This window comes from Pseudoalteromonas translucida KMM 520, from assembly GCF_001465295.1.
Classification (GTDB): Bacteria; Pseudomonadota; Gammaproteobacteria; order Enterobacterales; family Alteromonadaceae; genus Pseudoalteromonas; species Pseudoalteromonas translucida.
On sequence record NZ_CP011034.1, the window covers coordinates 1733345 to 1752438 of the forward strand.

16 protein-coding genes are annotated in these 19094 nt (G+C 36.9%); 6 read left to right on the forward strand and 10 right to left on the reverse strand.

The genetic code is table 11. The features are described from left to right. Positions 1-267: 267 nt before the first annotated feature. The 4 genes from PTRA_RS08180 to PTRA_RS08195 all read left to right on the forward strand — a co-directional run bounded on the left by PTRA_RS08180 (position 268) and on the right by PTRA_RS08195 (position 6102). Positions 268-1608 carry a tyrosine-type recombinase/integrase gene (locus tag PTRA_RS08180; protein ID WP_058373394.1) on the forward strand — a complete coding sequence of 447 codons (1341 nt, stop codon included), beginning with the start codon at positions 268-270 and terminating at the stop codon, positions 1606-1608. Continuing rightward, entirely contained in the window at positions 1601-3148 is a 1548-nt protein-coding gene (locus PTRA_RS08185; RefSeq protein WP_058373395.1) for a site-specific integrase, read from the forward strand. Before PTRA_RS08180 ends, PTRA_RS08185 begins: the two co-directional genes overlap by 8 nt. Further along, positions 3145-5565: a hypothetical protein gene (locus PTRA_RS08190; RefSeq protein WP_058373396.1), complete on the forward strand. Its 2421-nt coding sequence runs from the start codon at positions 3145-3147 to the stop codon at positions 5563-5565. Before PTRA_RS08185 ends, PTRA_RS08190 begins: the two co-directional genes overlap by 4 nt. Positions 5566-5673: 108 nt before the next feature. After that, positions 5674-6102 (forward strand): hypothetical protein, encoded by a 429-nt coding sequence (locus tag PTRA_RS08195; protein ID WP_058373397.1) that lies wholly within the window; start codon positions 5674-5676, stop codon positions 6100-6102. A gap of 192 nt (positions 6103-6294) precedes the next feature. Here PTRA_RS08195 and PTRA_RS08200 read toward each other — a convergent pair whose 3' ends face one another. Beyond that, a complete protein-coding gene (locus PTRA_RS08200) occupies positions 6295-7674 on the reverse strand; it encodes a DEAD/DEAH box helicase (RefSeq protein WP_058373398.1) in 1380 nt (459 codons plus the stop codon). Next, positions 7668-8216, reverse strand: a complete 549-nt coding sequence (locus PTRA_RS08205; RefSeq protein ID WP_058373399.1) for a hypothetical protein — start codon at positions 8214-8216, stop codon at positions 7668-7670. The genes PTRA_RS08200 and PTRA_RS08205 overlap by 7 nt, the downstream gene beginning before the upstream one ends. Before the next feature lie 196 nt (positions 8217-8412). Here PTRA_RS08205 and PTRA_RS08210 point away from each other — a divergent pair, with 196 nt between their 5' ends. Next, the gene (locus PTRA_RS08210; protein ID WP_058373400.1) at positions 8413-8721 is read left to right on the forward strand and encodes a helix-turn-helix domain-containing protein; all 309 of its coding nucleotides are present in this window, start codon (positions 8413-8415) and stop codon (positions 8719-8721) included. A 397-nt stretch (positions 8722-9118) separates the two neighbouring features. Here the strand turns inward: PTRA_RS08210 and PTRA_RS08215 are convergent, their stop codons facing one another. From PTRA_RS08215 to PTRA_RS19085, 4 genes are all read right to left on the reverse strand, one after another. After that, on the reverse strand, positions 9119-9685 hold the full coding sequence (locus PTRA_RS08215; RefSeq protein ID WP_058373401.1) for a hypothetical protein: 567 nt from the start codon (positions 9683-9685) through the stop codon (positions 9119-9121). A 473-nt stretch (positions 9686-10158) separates the two neighbouring features. After that, positions 10159-13419, reverse strand: coding sequence for a hypothetical protein (locus PTRA_RS08220; RefSeq protein WP_058373402.1), 3261 nt, complete (start codon positions 13417-13419; stop codon positions 10159-10161). Positions 13420-13819: 400 nt separating this feature from the next. Further along, the gene (locus PTRA_RS08225; protein ID WP_058373403.1) at positions 13820-15007 is read right to left on the reverse strand and encodes a HEPN/Toprim-associated domain-containing protein; all 1188 of its coding nucleotides are present in this window, start codon (positions 15005-15007) and stop codon (positions 13820-13822) included. Positions 15008-15403: 396 nt separating this feature from the next. After that, positions 15404-15571: a hypothetical protein gene (locus PTRA_RS19085; protein ID WP_157756045.1), complete on the reverse strand. Its 168-nt coding sequence runs from the start codon at positions 15569-15571 to the stop codon at positions 15404-15406. Between the two features lie 121 nt (positions 15572-15692). On the opposite strand from PTRA_RS19085, the gene PTRA_RS08235 reads away from it, so the two are divergent. Then, positions 15693-16873 (forward strand): IS3 family transposase gene (locus PTRA_RS08235; RefSeq protein WP_470381980.1). Its coding sequence is split into 2 segments (ribosomal slippage): positions 15693-15936 and positions 15936-16873, totalling 1182 coding nucleotides; the frame shifts between segments, so codons are not numbered across the junction. A gap of 250 nt (positions 16874-17123) precedes the next feature. Here the strand turns inward: PTRA_RS08235 and PTRA_RS19250 are convergent. The 4 genes from PTRA_RS19250 to PTRA_RS08245 form a co-directional block, all read right to left on the reverse strand. Next, complete coding sequence (locus PTRA_RS19250; protein WP_237113441.1) at positions 17124-17315, reverse strand: AHH domain-containing protein; 192 nt, start codon at positions 17313-17315, stop codon at positions 17124-17126. A gap of 139 nt (positions 17316-17454) precedes the next feature. Then, positions 17455-17577 carry a hypothetical protein gene (locus PTRA_RS19335; protein ID WP_257720822.1) on the reverse strand — a complete coding sequence of 41 codons (123 nt, stop codon included), beginning with the start codon at positions 17575-17577 and terminating at the stop codon, positions 17455-17457. A gap of 101 nt (positions 17578-17678) precedes the next feature. Then, entirely contained in the window at positions 17679-18413 is a 735-nt protein-coding gene (locus tag PTRA_RS08240; RefSeq protein ID WP_058373404.1) for an endonuclease, read from the reverse strand. Positions 18414-18548: 135 nt separating this feature from the next. Continuing rightward, positions 18549-19058 carry a hypothetical protein gene (locus PTRA_RS08245; RefSeq protein ID WP_058373405.1) on the reverse strand — a complete coding sequence of 170 codons (510 nt, stop codon included), beginning with the start codon at positions 19056-19058 and terminating at the stop codon, positions 18549-18551. Between the last annotated feature and the right edge of the window lie 36 nt (positions 19059-19094).

Genomic DNA, 19094 nt, shown 5'->3' on the forward strand with positions numbered 1-19094 from the left:
TGCGTGATAAGGAGTGTTATATATATCCTTATTTAACCACACATGACTACCTATAATTTATATTATGTTAAAAACAATATGATTCCTATTTAATACATATAGCTTAGTTCAATATAAACAATTCCCACAAAATCATATGACTACTTATTTCCTCTATTTTCTTGTGCTTCATAATCTTTGAGTCTAAGTTTATACACATATGTATGATTCTTCTAAGCCGCTGGTAACATGTACAAAGTAATTAACTGTAGCAATAGGTATTATTGTTTGCTGGATCGTCTAACAACATTGCCTGTGCTTTTAGCGTTAAGATATACAGAATCACAACTAATTATAAAATCACTAAACTATCAGAAGTACGAACTTGAATCTGTGAAAGCTTTTTATGAGTTTTGGTACGCAAAGCATAGAGTGACTCTCGACTATTCTTTTTACATTAGTGAGTATCAAGATATTTTGATGTTAGTTCAGGAAATTGAACCCTTCTTGGAGTGGCTATTAAGTGGTCGTGAATTCAATAACATAGTACAGCTAACTGAGAATAATTCTGTAAATATGAGAACAGCCTCAGGCCGAGTAGCTTCAATTTGTCGATTCATTAATTTTTTGAACAAAACCTACATAACTACTTACTACAGTAATTTGCCTTTGCCTGATATTTCAAATATTCAACAGTTGGTTTTAATACAACTCGATGGAATAAAGAAAAAATGCAATATATTTACAAAAAGCAGCTGCAAGCAACAACAAATTCGTAGTTTGACTAAAGAACAATTTAATGACTATACGGCTATTTTTGTTCCAGATAAAATTTCACTAAGAAACAACCAAATTAACCACTACGAAGTTATAACCCCCAACCCGCTTAATCCTATGACCTCATATGATATTCAACTTCGAAACTATCTAATAATGGTGTTAATGAGTGTATACGGCTTACGAGTAGGAGAAGTTTTGCTACTTCATAGGCTTTCATTTAAACATTATCGCAGTGATGAAACTAAAGTGTTAATGCTCGTTCGTAACATAGAAGATGAAGTTGATGAAGTAGAAGATGTCCGTTTATACAAACCAGGTTTAAAAAGCGAATCATCGATCAGAATGCTCGATATCAGTAGCAAGCACTTCCGTTACATCAAAACATACATTGATATATTTAGGCCATTGAAATGTGAGCATGATTACATATTCGTTTCACACAAAACACCATATCAGCCACTTTCATATAGCACTGTGGCAACTGAATTTGCAAGATACTCTGAGTCATTTAAGAAGAATTTTAAACATCATTTTGATCCGCAATACAGTGAATCAATTCATGGTAACGTGAGCCCGCATTGGCTCAGGCATACTTGGGCTTATAATCAGTTAAGAGTGCAATTTTCAATGAATGAGTCACGATTTACTCATGATGGTATCGTTAGCATAAAAGGCATTATGGAAGACGCGATAGATTCTCTTCGAGTATTAGGTGGATGGGCACCTAATTCATGTATGCCTCATCGATATGCAAAACGATTTATTCATGAGCAGGCAAATAAAACATTATTGTCGGTATTAACCTATGATACTAATTCACAGAAAATAGAGGTTGATGAAAATGACTAATGTATCTCATAGAATGTCTGTGGGCCCTCTGCCCCCCCTACTCCATGATGAGCAAAAAGCATTTATTAAACTGCTTAATATCCCCTTAATAATGAAGATACCCTCCAATTCAAAATTTGACCAAAAATTTGTTCATACCACAGGTGAACGTTGGGAGTTTAAACGTTTGGGTGTAAAGCACGTTTATATATTCAACATTGGATGTATATACCTTAATAAATTGCTTAAGTACGTGACAATCAAATATGCCTATGAGCATTCGGCACCTTTGACAGATACATTGTTTCATTGTGTCAGAAGGTTTTTAAGTTCAAGTGAGCTAAATGACAATGCTAGTTTAAATAATTTAGAAAAAGAGGCTATGTGTAATAATGCAGATGTACAGGCGCACTACGTAGTAAAATCGGTCATTAGGTCACTTTTTCGTATCGGATTTCCAGGGTTTGAAATCAATCATTATCAAAAATTGAACTTTTTAAAAACGCCCGCGCAAGTCAATAATTTTTTGAAATATGAAGATATTGAGAATATCATGCCGTCTCATTTAAAATACCTCATAGTCAGAAGATTAGCGGAGTTTAGTACCAAAGAGGGGCTTGTATCATTATCCAATAACGAATTGAAATGCTTAGTAATTTTAGGGTTATGTTATTCCACAGGGATGCGTTCATCACAGTTTTCTATGTTGCATGGATCTTCGGTGTTAATGGTTTCACATAATAAATCATCTGGTCTTGCTAGGTATGAAATTTTAATGCCGATAGCTAAGCAGCAAAAAATAACAGGCGACTTATCCCGTGTAGCAATTCCATATGAGGTAGGTCGGTTAGTAGATGAATATAAAACGAGAAATGCTATCGGTGAAGGTGACCAACTTTTTGTCTCCGTAACTAGCGACTTATCGCCTGAATTACATAGATTATTAAACGAAGCATTAAAGTTTATTCAATCTGACGAGTTTAAGGCCGATTTAGCAAAAAATAAAGTGTTTCCTCCTCGTATAACTATATACGATTTTCGCCATAATATCGGACATTCAATGGCAATGCGAGGCGCTAGTGCTGAGGAAATTGCCCATATCCTTGGGCATACTAGCATAGTCGCTGCGAAGCACTATATTTCGGCGACACCTGAATTAGCGCTATTAAAACATAAAGCGCTTGGCAGTAACCCTATTTGGCTGAAAATGATTGGCTTGATGATGTCAGGCTATTCTGTTGAAGAGAATGACTGGTCTGGCAAAGTAGTTAATGGAGTCTTAGGCAGTAAACTCGTACTAAAAGTAGGAGGTTGTGAACGTAAGCAGGAGCAATGTCACTTATCCAAAGTGCGTTCCTGTTACGGTTGTTTTTACTTTCGTCCATTTACTGATTTGGAAAAACACAAGGAAGTTTTAAATATCATTACTAACGAACTTATTAATCAGATTGAAGTCTCCCAAATATCAGGGAATCATGTAAATCCATTGATCGATACAGTGACCTGCACCAAACACGAAGTTCAAATGGTTATTAATAGAATTTCTGGTGGACTCTTATGACTTTACAACAAGAAAACCTTCAACTGTTAATAAGTCAGAGCAAAGCTTATTTCGAATCAGTCCTTGCTAAAGAGGCAAAATTAAAGTGGGAGGACAATAGATGGTTATTTAATGCGTCACAAACAGGTTTCCTTATTAACCGCAAAAGGGAGAATATCGCATATGATTGCATAAACCTAGCCTATTTCAAAGGCATCCTGAAACAGGGAGAGTATTTTTCTTCACCCACAATCTTGGTTGAAAATGAATACATTGTATTTATGAAAGCTTATATTGTGAATCTGATGTCAAAGTCTTCTAACAAGCTATCTTGTTCCACTTTAAAGACAAGACAATTGTTGCTCAAGCGTATTTATATTCGAATGCTACAAAATAATATCCCACCGTTTGCGACCAACATTACCAGTGAAGTGATTCAGGAAACGGTTGATATTTTAGTACGGATACGAAAAAATCAATCTAATGCCGCAGATGACTATACTCAAATGAACACAGTGGTTCAATGGTTAAATCATTTCCAGATAACGAGTGCTCCATTAGAGCTCAAAATAAATGTTACTGCCCCACCGCGAAATACCACTGAACGTGTGAGAAAAGATAAAGCTAAATCTGGAGTATTAGCAGAATTTGCAGAGTGCTTCGGCGATCAAGATGACAAGCGAAACCTATCGATTCATACATTCTTAAATATTATTGCGCTACGAATTCTCGTTCGTTCAGACAGTGAAAAAATCATGTTAAATATGGTACTTCTTCTCATTGTCACGGGTATGCGTTTTGGTGAAGTTTATTCGTTGAGGCGTGATGCATTGAAGAAACTGAAGGTTGAGGATCCAGATATCATAAAGTTACTCAGGGACCGTAAGCTACCAACATACTATATTGGTATTCAGTATTACGGAGAAAAAGGAGCTGGTGAGAGAACCCATTGGGTTGAACCTTTGGCCATAGGTATCGTAGAGAGTATATTCCACGACACCTTGGCTATGAGCTGTAGTCTCAGAGAGCAAGTTATATATGTACGTGAAAATAATTTCAAAACACTCCTTCCAAAGAAATATGATTTTAAATGTACAACATCATCTAAATTAAGTTTAATTAATTTAGATGATGTTGTACGAGACATTTACGAGAGCACATCGAAGACAGCTTTAGCAAAAGGATGGTCGTCTATGAGGGAATACGCTAAAGCAAAATTAAAGAAGTTTGATATCAACCCGATTCGGGTAGAAATTAAAGGAAAAAATAAAACTATACATTATACTTTAGAGGATATAGATAAATATTTGAATTTGTCCCTTCAAGCTGACTCGACTATATCTTCAGATTTTATCTTTAGAATGATCGATCATAGAAACAATATAAATTATGAAGTTAAGTATGAAGATATGTTATTTATCGTTCCACTAGGGAGTAATAAATTAAGTAAAACGGGGTATACAAAACCAATTCCACAGCTCGTTTCAATTAATAATATGATGTCCTTTTTAGGTAGTGGTAATACCAATAGCAGTAATTCTATTTTTTCTAAGTACAAACTGATTGATGAATTGGGTCAAACAACATACCTAAATACTCATTTCCCAAGACACGCTATTAATACTTTCTTTGCTATTGCAGGCGTTGCTGATCATCTTCAGGCTATGTTTATGGGTCGAACCGATATACGTCAAAATGCTTACTATCAACATCTAGCTATACAAGAAAAAGCGCGTTCGAATCAGTTAATCACTCACAGTAAACCTAGTTCATGTTCACAAAATTCATCAGTTACCAAATCAAGTGGTAGCCTTAATAATGCTTTGCAAAAAGTTAAAGATACATCCCAAATATCTTTGACAACTAAGTTGCAACCTAACAATGCCTTTAACCAAACCTTGCATACATATACAACTAAACAAGATAGAACAGACTTTATAGAGGATATTATTGATAAAACGTCATCTGATATCTTTTCTGAATTTGAAGATATGGACGTTACTGATGTGGTTAAAAAAGACATTATTTCGACTCACTCAGATCTATATCCACTGTATATTGGGAGTTGTATGAGAAAGTTAACAACGTTTGAATGCCCTTATAACACAAAGTGCCAAGATGGCAGCTATTGCCCTTACTTTATTATTACTGGAAGAGAGGATGAGTTTGATAAAATGACAGCGCTAATAAGTGAAATTCACGAGCAAATAACTGTTTTAAATCAATTAATTATTTCAAAATATATAGAAGAAAATACCGCAATTGAGCTTATAGAAGAACTTAAAGGTCGACTAAGTAATTTAGACTATCAACTCAGTCAGTCATCAATCTTAGAATCTGAGAAATCAAAGGTGAATCTAGCTTCATTTGACGTCTTTAAAAAACCAAAGATGCTATCGGAATTATTCGCGGTTGAGCAAAGAAAGCTTAAGACTTAAATCTTATTGCGTAGATCCCCTGCTCCACATGAGTTTGTTTTTTGTGATTTAATGACATTAATTTAAACGTCGTAATCGTTAACTAAGTAACTATCTGTGAGATTATATATGAAAGGTAAAGAATTAGATCGAGAAGTTGAGAAAATACTTATGGACATGCTTGTTGATGGGTATCATGTATCCCCTATTTCACAAAAATCAGTATTTGAAAGATTACGTAGTAGAGGCATCATTAAATCTAAAGCTACGCTAACAAAAAGAATGCCTTTAATAAAAGAATATCTTGTTAAACAGCAGGCAGAGGTTAAAGGGGTTTTGGGAGAATCATTAGTTGGTAGTAATAGCCAAACTAGAGCTAATTTAATTGCAAGTAATGCACGTCTAAAAGATGAACTAAGGGAGTCGAAGCAGCAACTTATAGTCAATACCAACGTGATTTTGGATATTGTAAAAACTATTAAAACACAAACGAACATTTTAAATATTGAACGTATTCTATCACCTAAGCTAATCAGAGAATTAAGAGAGAATGATTAATAAATTGGATTGTTGAGGTGTACGAGCTCTAAATGGGTCGCGATTTCGACTCTACCAAAGATATTTTTGTGTTAGATCACTCTTCATATTTACGCACCTATCGCTTTTGTGGCTATACAGCGTCATCTAACATGTTATTAATCATACTCTACTTTATCTCTGCTACTGTATGAATATAGCTCGTATTAGTAGTTATAAAAATGCTTCAACAACTCTAGCTCTGAGTGACTTAATGTGTAAACTATCCATAGAGCAATAAGGCAACTCTCCAGTGCTAACCAGATAGTTACCTGAAGATAAACAATCTTCACTAAGTACATCAAAGTTCACTTTTAAGCTGCTATTTTTTCCTTTCTTATATGGTTTTAAATGTTTCAATGATTTATCTGACAATGAAAGAGTATTACATTCCATATCAACATAAGAGCAACAATCTGGTATATCAATATTAATGCGCTCAGCAAACTCAACTAAGCTTGTTTCTGCAAATGTGAATAACCAGGCGAGTTCAATTTTATTTTTGCCAGATCTAACAATACGCCCTAAAACTTGCCTAAAGTACAACTCTGTTTTTATAGAGCTTAGATGACAACATACTTGTAGTCTAGGTATGTCGGTACCTTCACTGATCATGCCTACACTAACAATCCACTGTTCAAAAGATGACTTAAATGAGTTGATCTTTTTTATTGAATTATCGTGTAAGTATGTGACTATCGTTGACGTTTGATTGAATTCTTCAATCAATATTTTGTTAATCATTTCTGCGTGTGCTACTGAAGACGCAACAACTAGACCTCCGGCAGTCGATTTTGAAGTTCTTATCTCCGACAATTTTAATACTGCTAATTTCAATAGATATTTAAGTGCAGAGTGGTTATTAAGAACTTCTTGGTGCGTTGAGTGAGTTTGTTTAAGAAATTCAGCAATCGATCCGTAGGTTTCGTGACCATTCGAAATACTTTTGCTGTCAACTAAAACTATTTTTGGTTCTCTACACACATTATCCCCAATGGCCTGACTAAAGCTGTATTTATAATCGCAGATTAATTTACCTTCGGGGTCTGAATAGTTTAGCAAAGCGATAGGAAGAGCATCTGATCGCCAAGGGGTGCCCGATAGCGCAAGCGTGTAGGTTGCAATATCCTGCAAGTTGAAAACCACTCTCTCACCCCACGTATTGATTTTAGATTTATCTTGCGAGAATGAGCAGTGATGTATTTCATCAAAAATAAAAAATGTACGATATTTACTAAGCCCAAACCAAGCACTCTGTGGAATTGAACATAAACTTTGATAAGTCATAGAGACACCTATAGACGTAAATGAGCCATCAAACGAACAGCCAATTATTTTTCCAAATGTTCTTCTAATATTATTAGCCACCTCAACCGATGGTGAAAAACAGACAACCCTATCTATCATTTTTTTATCAAATAACGTTTTTGCCAGTGATGCTGCCATTATTGTTTTACCACTGCCAGGAGTAGCCTGACATAGAAAGTGCTTATCAGTAGCCGTGTATTTCTTTACTGCTAACTCCAGACATTCTTTTTGCCAACTTCTCAGCATTGCTGGGCACCATTGTTCAAAGAAGACAATACAGTAGTTAAAGCGTTAACTTTTCCTAATAACTTAGCTGAATTATTTTTAGCATCATCTAATGCAGAATAGAACAAGTTAAGGTGGTCAGGGAATCGCTTTTGTAGAGCCTTATATTCATCAACTTCCCCCAGTAAAATTGCAAGTTCAGCCTCAAACTGATTCTTTTCATTTAATAAAGTTTCTACAAGCGGTGATGCTTGATTATCAGTATTACAGCTAATAGATATTTCTTGTTCAATTGCAACCTGTTTAGGCTCAAAGGTAACTTTATTAAACAGCTCAGATTTAAAATACTTTTTATTGCGGCCACTTCCTTTTGAAATTAAGATCTCCTTCCGCTCAAGAGCTGTCGTTTGTCTATAAATAAATTTACGTGCCTCATCTATATCTTGATATGTATCAGTTACGGTTAGTAATTCATCCCTTAGCTCGACAATTGTGAAACCATTGCACTCTTTTTCGAGCAAAAGGGAATAAATGTGTTGGTTTAATTTGATAACTTGGGGCATTTCTTATACTACAATATTTACGAAAACTTAGGGTTGCTAAGTATATAGAACAATGCAAAACTTAGGAATACTAAGTTATGAATTTAAGAGTGATATTAAGAGCATACACACAAGCATAACTTAGGATTCCTAAGTGTACAAATCGTTGTAAAACTTAGACAATCTAAGCTACTAGAGACTGAAAAATGATACTTTTGTGTTCCAAAATCCAATTCCAATTAAACTCAAACAAGCCCGCACTAAATCAGGTATTACTCAAAAACAGCTGGGGGTACTTATCGGCATGGATGAAAACTCTGCGAGTGGTCGGATGAATCACTATGAGAAAGGCCGTCATATTCCTGACTTAGCTACCCTAAAAAAGATCGCTGATGAACTAAATGTTCCATTGAATTATTTTTTCTGTGAAGATGAGGCAACAGCAGAGCTAGTAATTGAAATATCAAAATTAGATGCAGAGAAGAAGCTGAAATTAATCAAAGAACTTAAAGGCTCATCAAAATAGATTAGATTGTAACTAATAACATTCGAGGAATATTAAAATGCTATTTAATGAAATGGGCTTAATAGAACAAACTTCTGCTTGGATATCTCTCGGGTCAATTGCGAAATTAATAACTGAGTCCGTGCTATTTCTGATTATCCTGAAAAAATTTAGTATCTTTAGATATGTACCTCTCAGTAAGTGCCTTTAAAAGTTTATGAGGTAGTGACAGGTAGCCAGTATTTAACAAAACTACCTTTCCCTTGTGTACACCAGCAAGCCTATGATTGGGCGGAGTAACATTGCGGGCTATAATATTCTTTATAGCAGAGCTTAATCAACAGTCTTCGTTTCGTTTAAATACTTTATTATATACTCTAGGTGATAACTTGTTTTCTGAAGCCAGCATCGCAGAAACTTACTGAGTTTGACAAAGCTCGATATAGAACAGTTTTCCAATGATTTTAGAATAATCAATTTCTAATCCGTTCGCTTCTTCTCTTAGAAAATTAGAAATATCATTCGCTGAATTATTTCGGCGATATACACGTTCTAAACTTCTACGTTTTCGAATTATCTCAGCAGATGCTTTCCTCTTATATCTTTTATTCAAGCATAACTTATCAAAATGATGATTAAATATATTACAAAAATAAGGTTCAGCGGCAACAAAAATTGTTGAGAAATTTATCACCACTTTATTTGTAACTGTTACAGATGCTTCTAATAAATATTCATCAGGAAACTGATCGTAGTATGTGTGCAAGAATAATCGATTTCCATTTTTAATCCAAATGCGCCCTTTATAATTACTATTGCATACACCACAGACAGGAATGAGATTTGTTGATAGAACAGAAAATTCGGGGAATTCTTCTTTTGGTAAATAATGATCTAATGTTGTAGGCTCTCCTATCCCACAGTACGGGCACTCGTCAAAGTCTTCGAGTTCAGGGTATAAAAGTTCATCTCTTAAAGCAGACATTTCTTCCGTTTTAGAAGTGTAACATTTAATCAATGCACCAGAGTAAACACCAGTAATAAGGTTGCTAACTTGTTCGCTCTGATTTAGCTGCCACCGGATCCAAGTTGACTACACAAATAAGGCGTAACATGCCACCTTGACAATGAGTTTTGCCAAGACTTATGAGTAAGTATAGGAACAGAAACAATGACTTCATGTATCATAAATATTGACTGACCTTTCTTCGCTCTAGGCGGACTTCACCAAAGGCTATGAAAAGCGGGCTGGGATACTAGCCCCATTGGATGCCACAGCGATAAGACGTGTGGCTAACAATGATGAGCTAATTGACCAAATTTTAGTAATGATACTGAGTGTCAACTATTACTGGATCATATCAGTGTGACCAGTTCGCAATAAGGCCCAGCAGATGAAGTTATGCAAAGATTCATTTATTGTAGGGCTTATTTAGCTTTTGTCTCATACTACACAGGTTATGCGCCTCGATGTTTTAGTATTTCCAAAAATGGAGGAGTATCGATTCCATCGGGGATCATAGGATCATCATCAATACTGATAGCCATAGACTCCATACTATTTAAAGACACTTCCCAAGCATCTAGTAATTTTATGTTGTCTTTAACCACTGAAGTACCTGATCCAACTCTAGGCTGAATACCTTTATCTTTATTTAAGACCCCATAACCAACTACGTAACGGCCAACATCTTCATATCGCTTTAGAAACCGATCTAAGTTGTGATTATTGAGTGGGGTCATAATCTGGATTCGAGCCGTAACCTGAACCATTGTTGAACTTGAAAACTCCATGTTTTCAAAGAGACATACTTTATAATGAGCAGGATTCTTTTTATCAATTTTTCTAATAATTGAAATTTGAAGGCGATTGCATTTATCTTCACATCCCAACGCTAGTACCAAATCACTCCAAATCAACTCAGCAGAAGTATCATTCTCATAGGCTAACATGAGATGAGGTGTTTCATCTGGGGCAAATAAAAAACCCATACCGCGCCAACCAGCCCGATCCCATAGCCGAGGTTTGATTAGATGCTGAACTTTTGTGTTTTTATGGGAAACCCTTTCTTCGTTTATAATGTCCTTCGGCGGTTGACCTTTACCTACTTTCATCTCACCCAAAGGTTTGCTCTTTTGATCGACTTTTGGAATGTTATAATCCCAGGCTTCAGCTCGATGAAACTTATAATTTTCCAACTCTGGTTTGACTAACAGACCCTTAATATTTTCAACCGCGTCATTACCGAGAATATTTTGCAACCCAACAAAGCAAGCACCAAATGGCACCGCTCTCTCTAATGCCTTATCCTCTACAATCATGGATTTGAAAGTGCTCTCCAGATCCTCTACTCGGATTATATAGGCGAACACTTCAAGCAAAAATTCAGAAAGCCATTCCTGAATTACACCTTGCGCAGAAGTGTTCAACTTATGACTGGAGAACGAAGAGCAAGTTACCTCAGCTAGTAAAGTTCCAGCATCACCATTAATTTCATGCTCAATAGAAACTTCATCTTCATCATCAACAGTGATTTCGATGTTCATTGCAGGTTCAATCACTATGAACCTTTCAACAATACCAGTAGACAGTAGAGCTTCAATAGCCGCAAGGATCGACTCGGCAAGCTCTACAAGCGGGCTTTTGAAAGGAAATGAAATCTTGATTGAACAACCCATCACAGAGCTTTCTAAACTAATATACCTGCTTTGGCAATTAATCAACTTTGGAACTGTTGCACCGAATTCAGCGTCTCGAACCACTTTTACTGTATCAAGATAGTCCTGATCTACTTTCAATTCATATTCTTGCTCAATAAGCTCTGTATGTCCCAATACATAAAGTAATATAGAGCGAGAAAAATATAAGTTGAGCCTGTCTAAAAGGTCAGGCAATCGAGTGAACTGACTTAGTTCTGATGGGTTACAGTTAGCTAAGCACTGAGCAAGAAAGGCGTCAAATGCATTACGCTCACTCTCAGAGATAACCTCCTTTTCAATCCCTGATTCTGCGATGAGCGCTGACTCCCAAAATGAAATAGCATAGCTAATTCGTCCAAGTAATAGCTCAACTTTTGCGAGTCTAGCATAGCTATGAGTATGAGCTGCAACTAGTTCACCACTTTTCCAAAAATCATCAGTAACTAGAGATGCAGCCAATAGTAAATTTGCTCGCGAAGCCCACTGTAAACCAACTCTTTCATAAGCGACAGCCAATACATTCAAGGCTGCATAAAGATCTTTCCTTGATTCATTCTTGTGGAGCTTAGCTAAAGACTTTCCAATTAATTTAATCGCTTGGTAAGGTTGGTTAGATTCCATTCTTCTGGCGCCACGTTTTAAACAGAGCTGTGCAGCTTTGCGTTCTCCATCTCGGCGTGATGTATGTTCAGTAAAGTAGTCCAGTAGCTCTTCATATTGCTCATTTTCACCAAATGCTCCGTCAATTTCTGAGAAAAGTTCATACAAGTCAGAAAATGGAAAACCAACCAGAAATTCACCTGCTTCCACAATATGAAGTAAATCAGCAAATATATCCGAAGCTTCGTCTAGGTCATTTATTGTATAAAGCTTGAGCATTTCCAGATGAACCTTACACATCAAAGAATTGCTTGGCAGTTCATCATGTTCTGAAAGTTCTTGAATAGCTGTTTTGATCTTAGTTATTAATGGATTTGTGGTTAGATTTTCTGCTTCCTGATTGTGTCGTTTGTATCCGATGAACACACCCAACAATGAAAGAACATCTCTCCATTGAACCGATGTCTCAATTTTTTCTGCGAGTTCAATACACTTGATGAGATGGTTCTGGAAAAGATGAAAGTCTTCAAACCACCAATATGCTGCCCATGCATACTGGTAATGAGCATTGAATTGTTTATGAGAACCACCAAATCGTTCAGCTGCATTAACTGCTCGTTCAAAAAGACCTTGGCACTCAATTTGAGGTTGTTCTAACTCTTTTGAAGTGACTGCTATTTCAAGTAACCAATCCAGCTGATGTGGGCTTATTTTACTTGGGTTAACTTTATCCCTAATTATTAATTCCAGCTCTTTTAAGCGAGCTTGCTTTTCGTAATCTTGTACGCCAACCTTAACTTCTCTTCGCCAGCTAACGTCAATGGCTAATGAGTCAATTGCAAGCTGTTCATACCCGTACTTGAAAACCTGATCGAGTATCCAAGAAACATCTAATATTCTTACATCAATGCCAGTCTCTTTAAACAATTCATCTTCTAGCTGGCTTCGTTGATTTGATTTCGCATACCTATTGGTTACACAAAATGCTTTTACATAACCTCGATTTGTGGACTTAATTTTTCGTACATCTTTTCGGCATTTAGCTTTCCAGTCCTCCTGGGTACTAACCGCAAAAGCCCACCTTTCTTCGTTTGAAGCTTCGTTTACACCGACGTACCACAATGCCTTCGCTTGCTCTGATACAGGGAAGGTTTGAGTATCAACTTTTCCATCACCTCCAGCTACAGGGCCTGTTTGTTCAAGTAGGTTAGGACAGATAACTTTCTCACATAACTTCTTGGCAAAATCTTCAAACGCAAGTTCCATATTTCTGCGATTCAGCGTATTGAATTGATACTCCAAAAGTGTTCGGTCAAGTTTGCCAACTTCCTTTACTATTGAGTCAGAAAAGCGCTCAGGACGACGACTTTTCATAAACTCTCTAGGGGAGAAATTAGAATTCAGTTTTTTATTATTCAAATCGATGTCCTTACGAATTTATTAGAATTAAACCTATACTACATAGCTTGTTCTGAGTTAGCCAAGTGCATTTGCTGTTGAAGTTAGTGATATTTCGGAAATAGGTGGTCACATTTTCATCGTTGTAGATAGTCGCACAGATATACCTGAGTTAGTTACTACTCCTGACCAATTTATAGAGACAGAAGTAGTTTTGTTATAAAAATGTCGAAATTTTTAACATACTTTTCCTAATCTGATAGCAACGTTTTAGAGCAATAGATCTAACTCGCTTTTGTTCAAAAAGAGTTTGTCCGACCGCCAGCTTATCGCTCTTTGCCTAAGTACGCCGAGTGCCATGAGCAGACAGCCAGGAGCTATAATGTCTGGACTCAAAATTTGACCCCCAATGGCTCACAACTCAACTTTTACAGACATCAACAATGTGATCAATCAATAAATTGAGTTTCCTGAAGTCATAACGATCATCAATCGACTTAACTTTCTTAAACTGTTTTGTATAGTGCTCTTTCTCTTCTAAGGCACCGTGATACGTTTTCATGTCACTCTTATATAAAGACCACCTGACAACAGGTTCCTTGCTCACCTTGTAAGATAAATCTAGAAAACACTCAATAGCGACCGCTTTACCATTTACATCCGCATAATGCCTACCGGTTGGCCCTTCAGTCGCAAAACGGGAAAACTCTTCCAAGTCTGGGAGCTTCATAACCTTTAGATTTTTTGGCGCTTTAATCTCAGCCGTCTTCTCATACTTCTCAACCCCTTCAGCATCGTTATCAAAGATAAAAAGACATTTGTTTAGCATCCCAATACTCGCCAAGCCTTGAAAAAACTTATACAAACTACCCGTCCCAGTAAATGGGTAATGCTTTTTCATATCTACATAGGTAAAAAAGTCAGTAACATCAGGCCTAAGGAGCGTCATCGCTCGCTTAATAATAAATAAATCAGATGACCCTTCCGTTATGATCAAAAATTTATGTTCGTCATCAACGCCAGTATGAAGCTTATCTTTGGTAACCAACCGTCCTTCAACTATTTCTTGCGTTCTCCACATAACTTTCACATGTTGATTCTTTGGATTTTCAGCGAGCAGTCGCATATATGCATACGGATGAAGACGGTCTAAAAATATAAAAAAATCATCACTGTTTGCGAGTATTGGCTCTTTTGCATTCTCAAAATCATTTTGTTTAAAAACAACCTCAGAGAGATAGTTATAAAACGTTGAACCTGGGTTTTCCGAAATGCGCTCTAAGTCATCAATATTCATAGCTGATACGACTTTTACAAAATCCTCAGAAGAGACCAACTCCAAAAATGTCTCTTCAAAAAAATCTAAAATACTCTTCTCATAAATAGTTTGGATATCCTTAAGTTTATAGCCTAACAAATCTAACCTTAACTTTACTTCCCCCAACGTGCGTGAAAAGCCAGTTTCTTCATGCAATTCATCTTCATACATATGTGTGTTTATCACGCCATAATCAGACTGCATAAACAATTTTGAGTGATTGTTAAAATACTCACCCTTACTATAATCGAACTCCAAAGAGCCTACATCTAAAGAAACAGAGGAACCCACTTACATCTCCCTATAAACAAAATTAAGTATTCTATTAAGCGATACAGCTAACCTCTACCCATACCACCAAATCAAATCTGGTCGACAAAAACCCAACTATATGGTCATTTCCGGTGGTTAAAAATCAAGCAAAGCCAAGTCATAAACTAAAATAACGATTTCAATATGTAGAGCTCTTTCTCAAAGTCATCCAAACCACCTAAATGAATTACTTTAAGAATACAGTTAGATAATATGCGTGATGCTTTTTCTAGGACAATCTGTGAGGGTACCTTCTCCCCAAATCCCTTACCGGAACGACATCTTTAACCTTGGCATTATGGACAGCGGACGAGTGAATGTTGTGGAAGGCTTTTATTTAAGTAGCCAAAATTAACTTCTGGCTCCTTGTAGTTGCTATTTCCAGCTTGAGCCTATTTCTACCATCGTGGAATCTACGTCAAACTCACGATCAATATCTGGACTAAATACACCCAAAACATCGCCATACCTAAATTCTTCACACGTACATTCATTTTCACCTTCATCACAGTCAAAGCAAGTTCGGTTACAAAATTCAATCATTCGATCAATTGCAGTCTCTCTATTATTCAGGATATTCACAGGGGTGTAGTAGTACAGTGATTTTGGCCACCCATTAAGAAAGAAATGTTATGCTAATAAGCATACAAATTTGGGTGAAAAAATGAAGAAATTAAAACGTGCAACATATTCTGCGGCAATCAAATTAGAAACAGCTCAGCTTGTAGTCGACCAAGGTTACACGCAAGAAGATGCAGCCAAGGCTATGGGTGTTGGTAAATCAACTGTAAGTAAGTGGGTTACTCAATTAAAGCAAGAACGGAATGGCCAAGCACCATCCGCTTCACCAATGACGCCCGAACAGATTGAAATTCGTGAACTTAAAAAGCAAATCCAACGCATTGAATTAGAAAAGGATATATTAAAAAAGGCTACCGCTCTCTTGATGTCCGACTCCCTGAACAATTCTCGTTAATCGAGAAATTAAATCAACGAGAGCGCTACCCTATTAGCGTGTTATGCAACGTATTCAATGTGCATCGCAGCAGCTATAAATATTGGGCTATACGGGATACAACGCCTACACCTGAGCAAGTAAGGTTAGAAGCAGAGGTTAAAGCCATACATAGAATGAGTGGAGGCTCGGCAGGTGCAAGGACAATCGCTACAATAGCAACGAATAATGACTTTGAATTAAGCCGTTATCGTGCCGCTAAGCTGATGGTTAAACTAAAATTAGAGAGCTGCCAAGTACCACAACATCAATATAAACGTGGTGGTAATGAGCATCTTGAAATCCCAAATTTGCTAGATAGGCAGTTTGATGTTGTTGAACCGAATACTGTGTGGTGTGGTGATGTGACGTATCTTTGGACAGGCAATCGCTGGGCTTATTTAGCGGTCGTTATCGATTTATTTGCGCGTAAAGTCGTTGGTTGGGCAATGTCGTTGTCGCCAGATACTAATTTAACGCTAAAAGCGCTTGAACTCGCGTATGAAAGCAGAGGAAAACCGACAGGACTGATGTTCCATTCAGACCAAGGTAGTCATTATACAAGCTTAAAATTTCGCCAACGTTTATGGCGCTATAAAATTACGCAAAGCATGAGTAGGCGTGGAAACTGTTGGGATAATGCGCCAATGGAGCGATTTTTTAGAAGCTTTAAAACGGAATGGATGCCAAAGGTTGGATATGGAAATTTTATAGATGCTAAATATAGCGTTAGTGATTATATCAACGGATATTACAACAACGTTAGGCCGCATCATTATAATGCAGGTTTAGCACCAAATGAATCTGAGATTAGATACAAAGATTCTAAAACTGTGGCCAAATTTTATTGACCACTACATACCATCGAACATTAACAACTGGCCCTCGGTCAATTGAATAGTTTGTTCGAACCCCGTTTCATTAAGTAAGAGAAACTCATCAGGCTCGACACTGACACTGACACTGTATACTTTATTAAATTTGTCTGGCATTAGGCATTACCTTGAGTCAATAATGTAGTAATTGGAAATGTACCATCGGCAAGTTCTTCACCTATCTCTTTTAACGTTTCGATAATACCTTGTCGACCTAGGCCTTCTGCTATCGTTCATTAAGTAAAAACTCAATATTAAAATAATATTTGCCTGTATGAATTTTTGAATGTGGATAAGCATCTGGGAGGATGTCCATTGGAACATGCTTTTGAAACCGAGGTAAGTAGACTCCATTTGCTTCATGGTCAATATCGATACCGAACGTCGCTAACCTCAGCCTTAAACGGGCAGCGCGCATATCATTCTAAGACACTATGTGATGAGCCGCTGTATTTTTAGGTTTATTTCCGCGCCCAGCCTTCGCTATATTTGCTGCTAGCTTTTGAGCATGCTTTTTTATATGCTCCCAGCGTACATGGCGTGAGTAGATTAAGTCATCAGCCGAGATAATGTATAGAAAACGCATGGGCTTGGGCTTTAGCTAAACTACGGTCATCGGTTACGAGAAATAAATTGTTTTCAATATCTTGAATAGTTACTTCATGTATCTCTTGACGCATAAAAACTCCTTTTAAATGTTGTTTCTAATATAGATACTTATAAACATATGTACAAGCTTGAAAGCTTTTTTTGAGCATACAGCCACTACAAGACAACATAGTTATAGACTTATACTCTCACAGCGGCTTTTAACTACATCATTTTGATTCTTTTGTAGCTTGGAAATCTTCTCAGCTCTAGTGCACTCCCAAGCATCAACAGGATACATTTTATCCCACGCATTCATTAGTTGGCGTTGCGCTTTACTCATATTGTATCGTTTATAAGTGTTCTCCATATACAAATAAGTACGCGCAATTTGCCCTCTAGCCACTTCAGGTGGCTCAGCTTTTCTGTCGTCGATTTTCATCGCGCAACGTCCAAAATCGCTTTGAGCCGCTGGAAGCATGGTAAAGTTATGATTACTTCTCAGCGCATTCACGGCACCAATGGCCGGATAGAGGTTAAACATATCAGCTTGCATAAAACGGTATTCTGTATTTACTTTTTCGGCACATCGTCGACCTTTAAATGACTTCCCCTTACTATTCACACATTGCTTGTCCCCATCTCGCCATTCGCTAAAAGTACGACCAAAGTTTTCTGCTGGAACAACGTGCTCCCATTCAATTTTTTTAGATCGTTTGACGTACTTTGTTGTAGAAAAGCCCTCCGGCGCGGTTACTTTTTTACTAGCGTCAAATGTCGCACCACAATAAAGTGTAATGCGGTGATTGTTATAAACCTGCTTTTCTAGAAGTCGTTTAGCTTTGCTAAATGAGTCGATTTCTTGATTTCCTGAAGAGGCAGCAGAGAAAGTAAGTGTTGCTAACAGTGTAATTGTGGATGCTTTCATTATGATTCTTGATACCTATTTCGGTTAAATATGCGACATACTATAACTGAGTTAATAAGCTAATTCTCATTTGTGGCGACTAACAATTTTAATTGTAGAACTAAGATATTGTGCTTATAAAGTTTAATCGGAAAGTTACTTCCCAGTCCATGTATTGTCATTTTGATACTGCCCAGAGCAAGCGCTGTTATATGCAAATTGGCCCGTAGACTTATCTCGACAGCACCAGACTAAGTTGTAGTTGCTATCATAAAACTGGTCCCATGCATAACCAGAAGAATAGTTATTTGACACGCCAGCTCCTGCCGCAGCAACAGCTAAAACGACGACACCTACCGCAACAACAGCAGCAACAACGCCTTGAGCGATTTCTTTTCTGTCTTGTGCAGCTAATATCTCACATTTGTATTGAGTGAGTGTTCTATATTTAACTTCTCTGTTAAGCGCGTAGATATAGTTCGCTTCATCAGTATTTTCGGCTGTATAACTTTTAGCGAGGATATCTTTATCATTAAGGTAGTTTCGACACACTTGGGCATCTGTTAATTCAGAGTCACCGGCAATGATGGCGTGTCTAGAGGCTGAACAGCCAGTAATAACGCTAAGTATTAGAAAAGATGCAATAGTGTTTTTAACTACAGTCATTAGTAAATTATTCCATATTTAAAATAAACTTTGGGT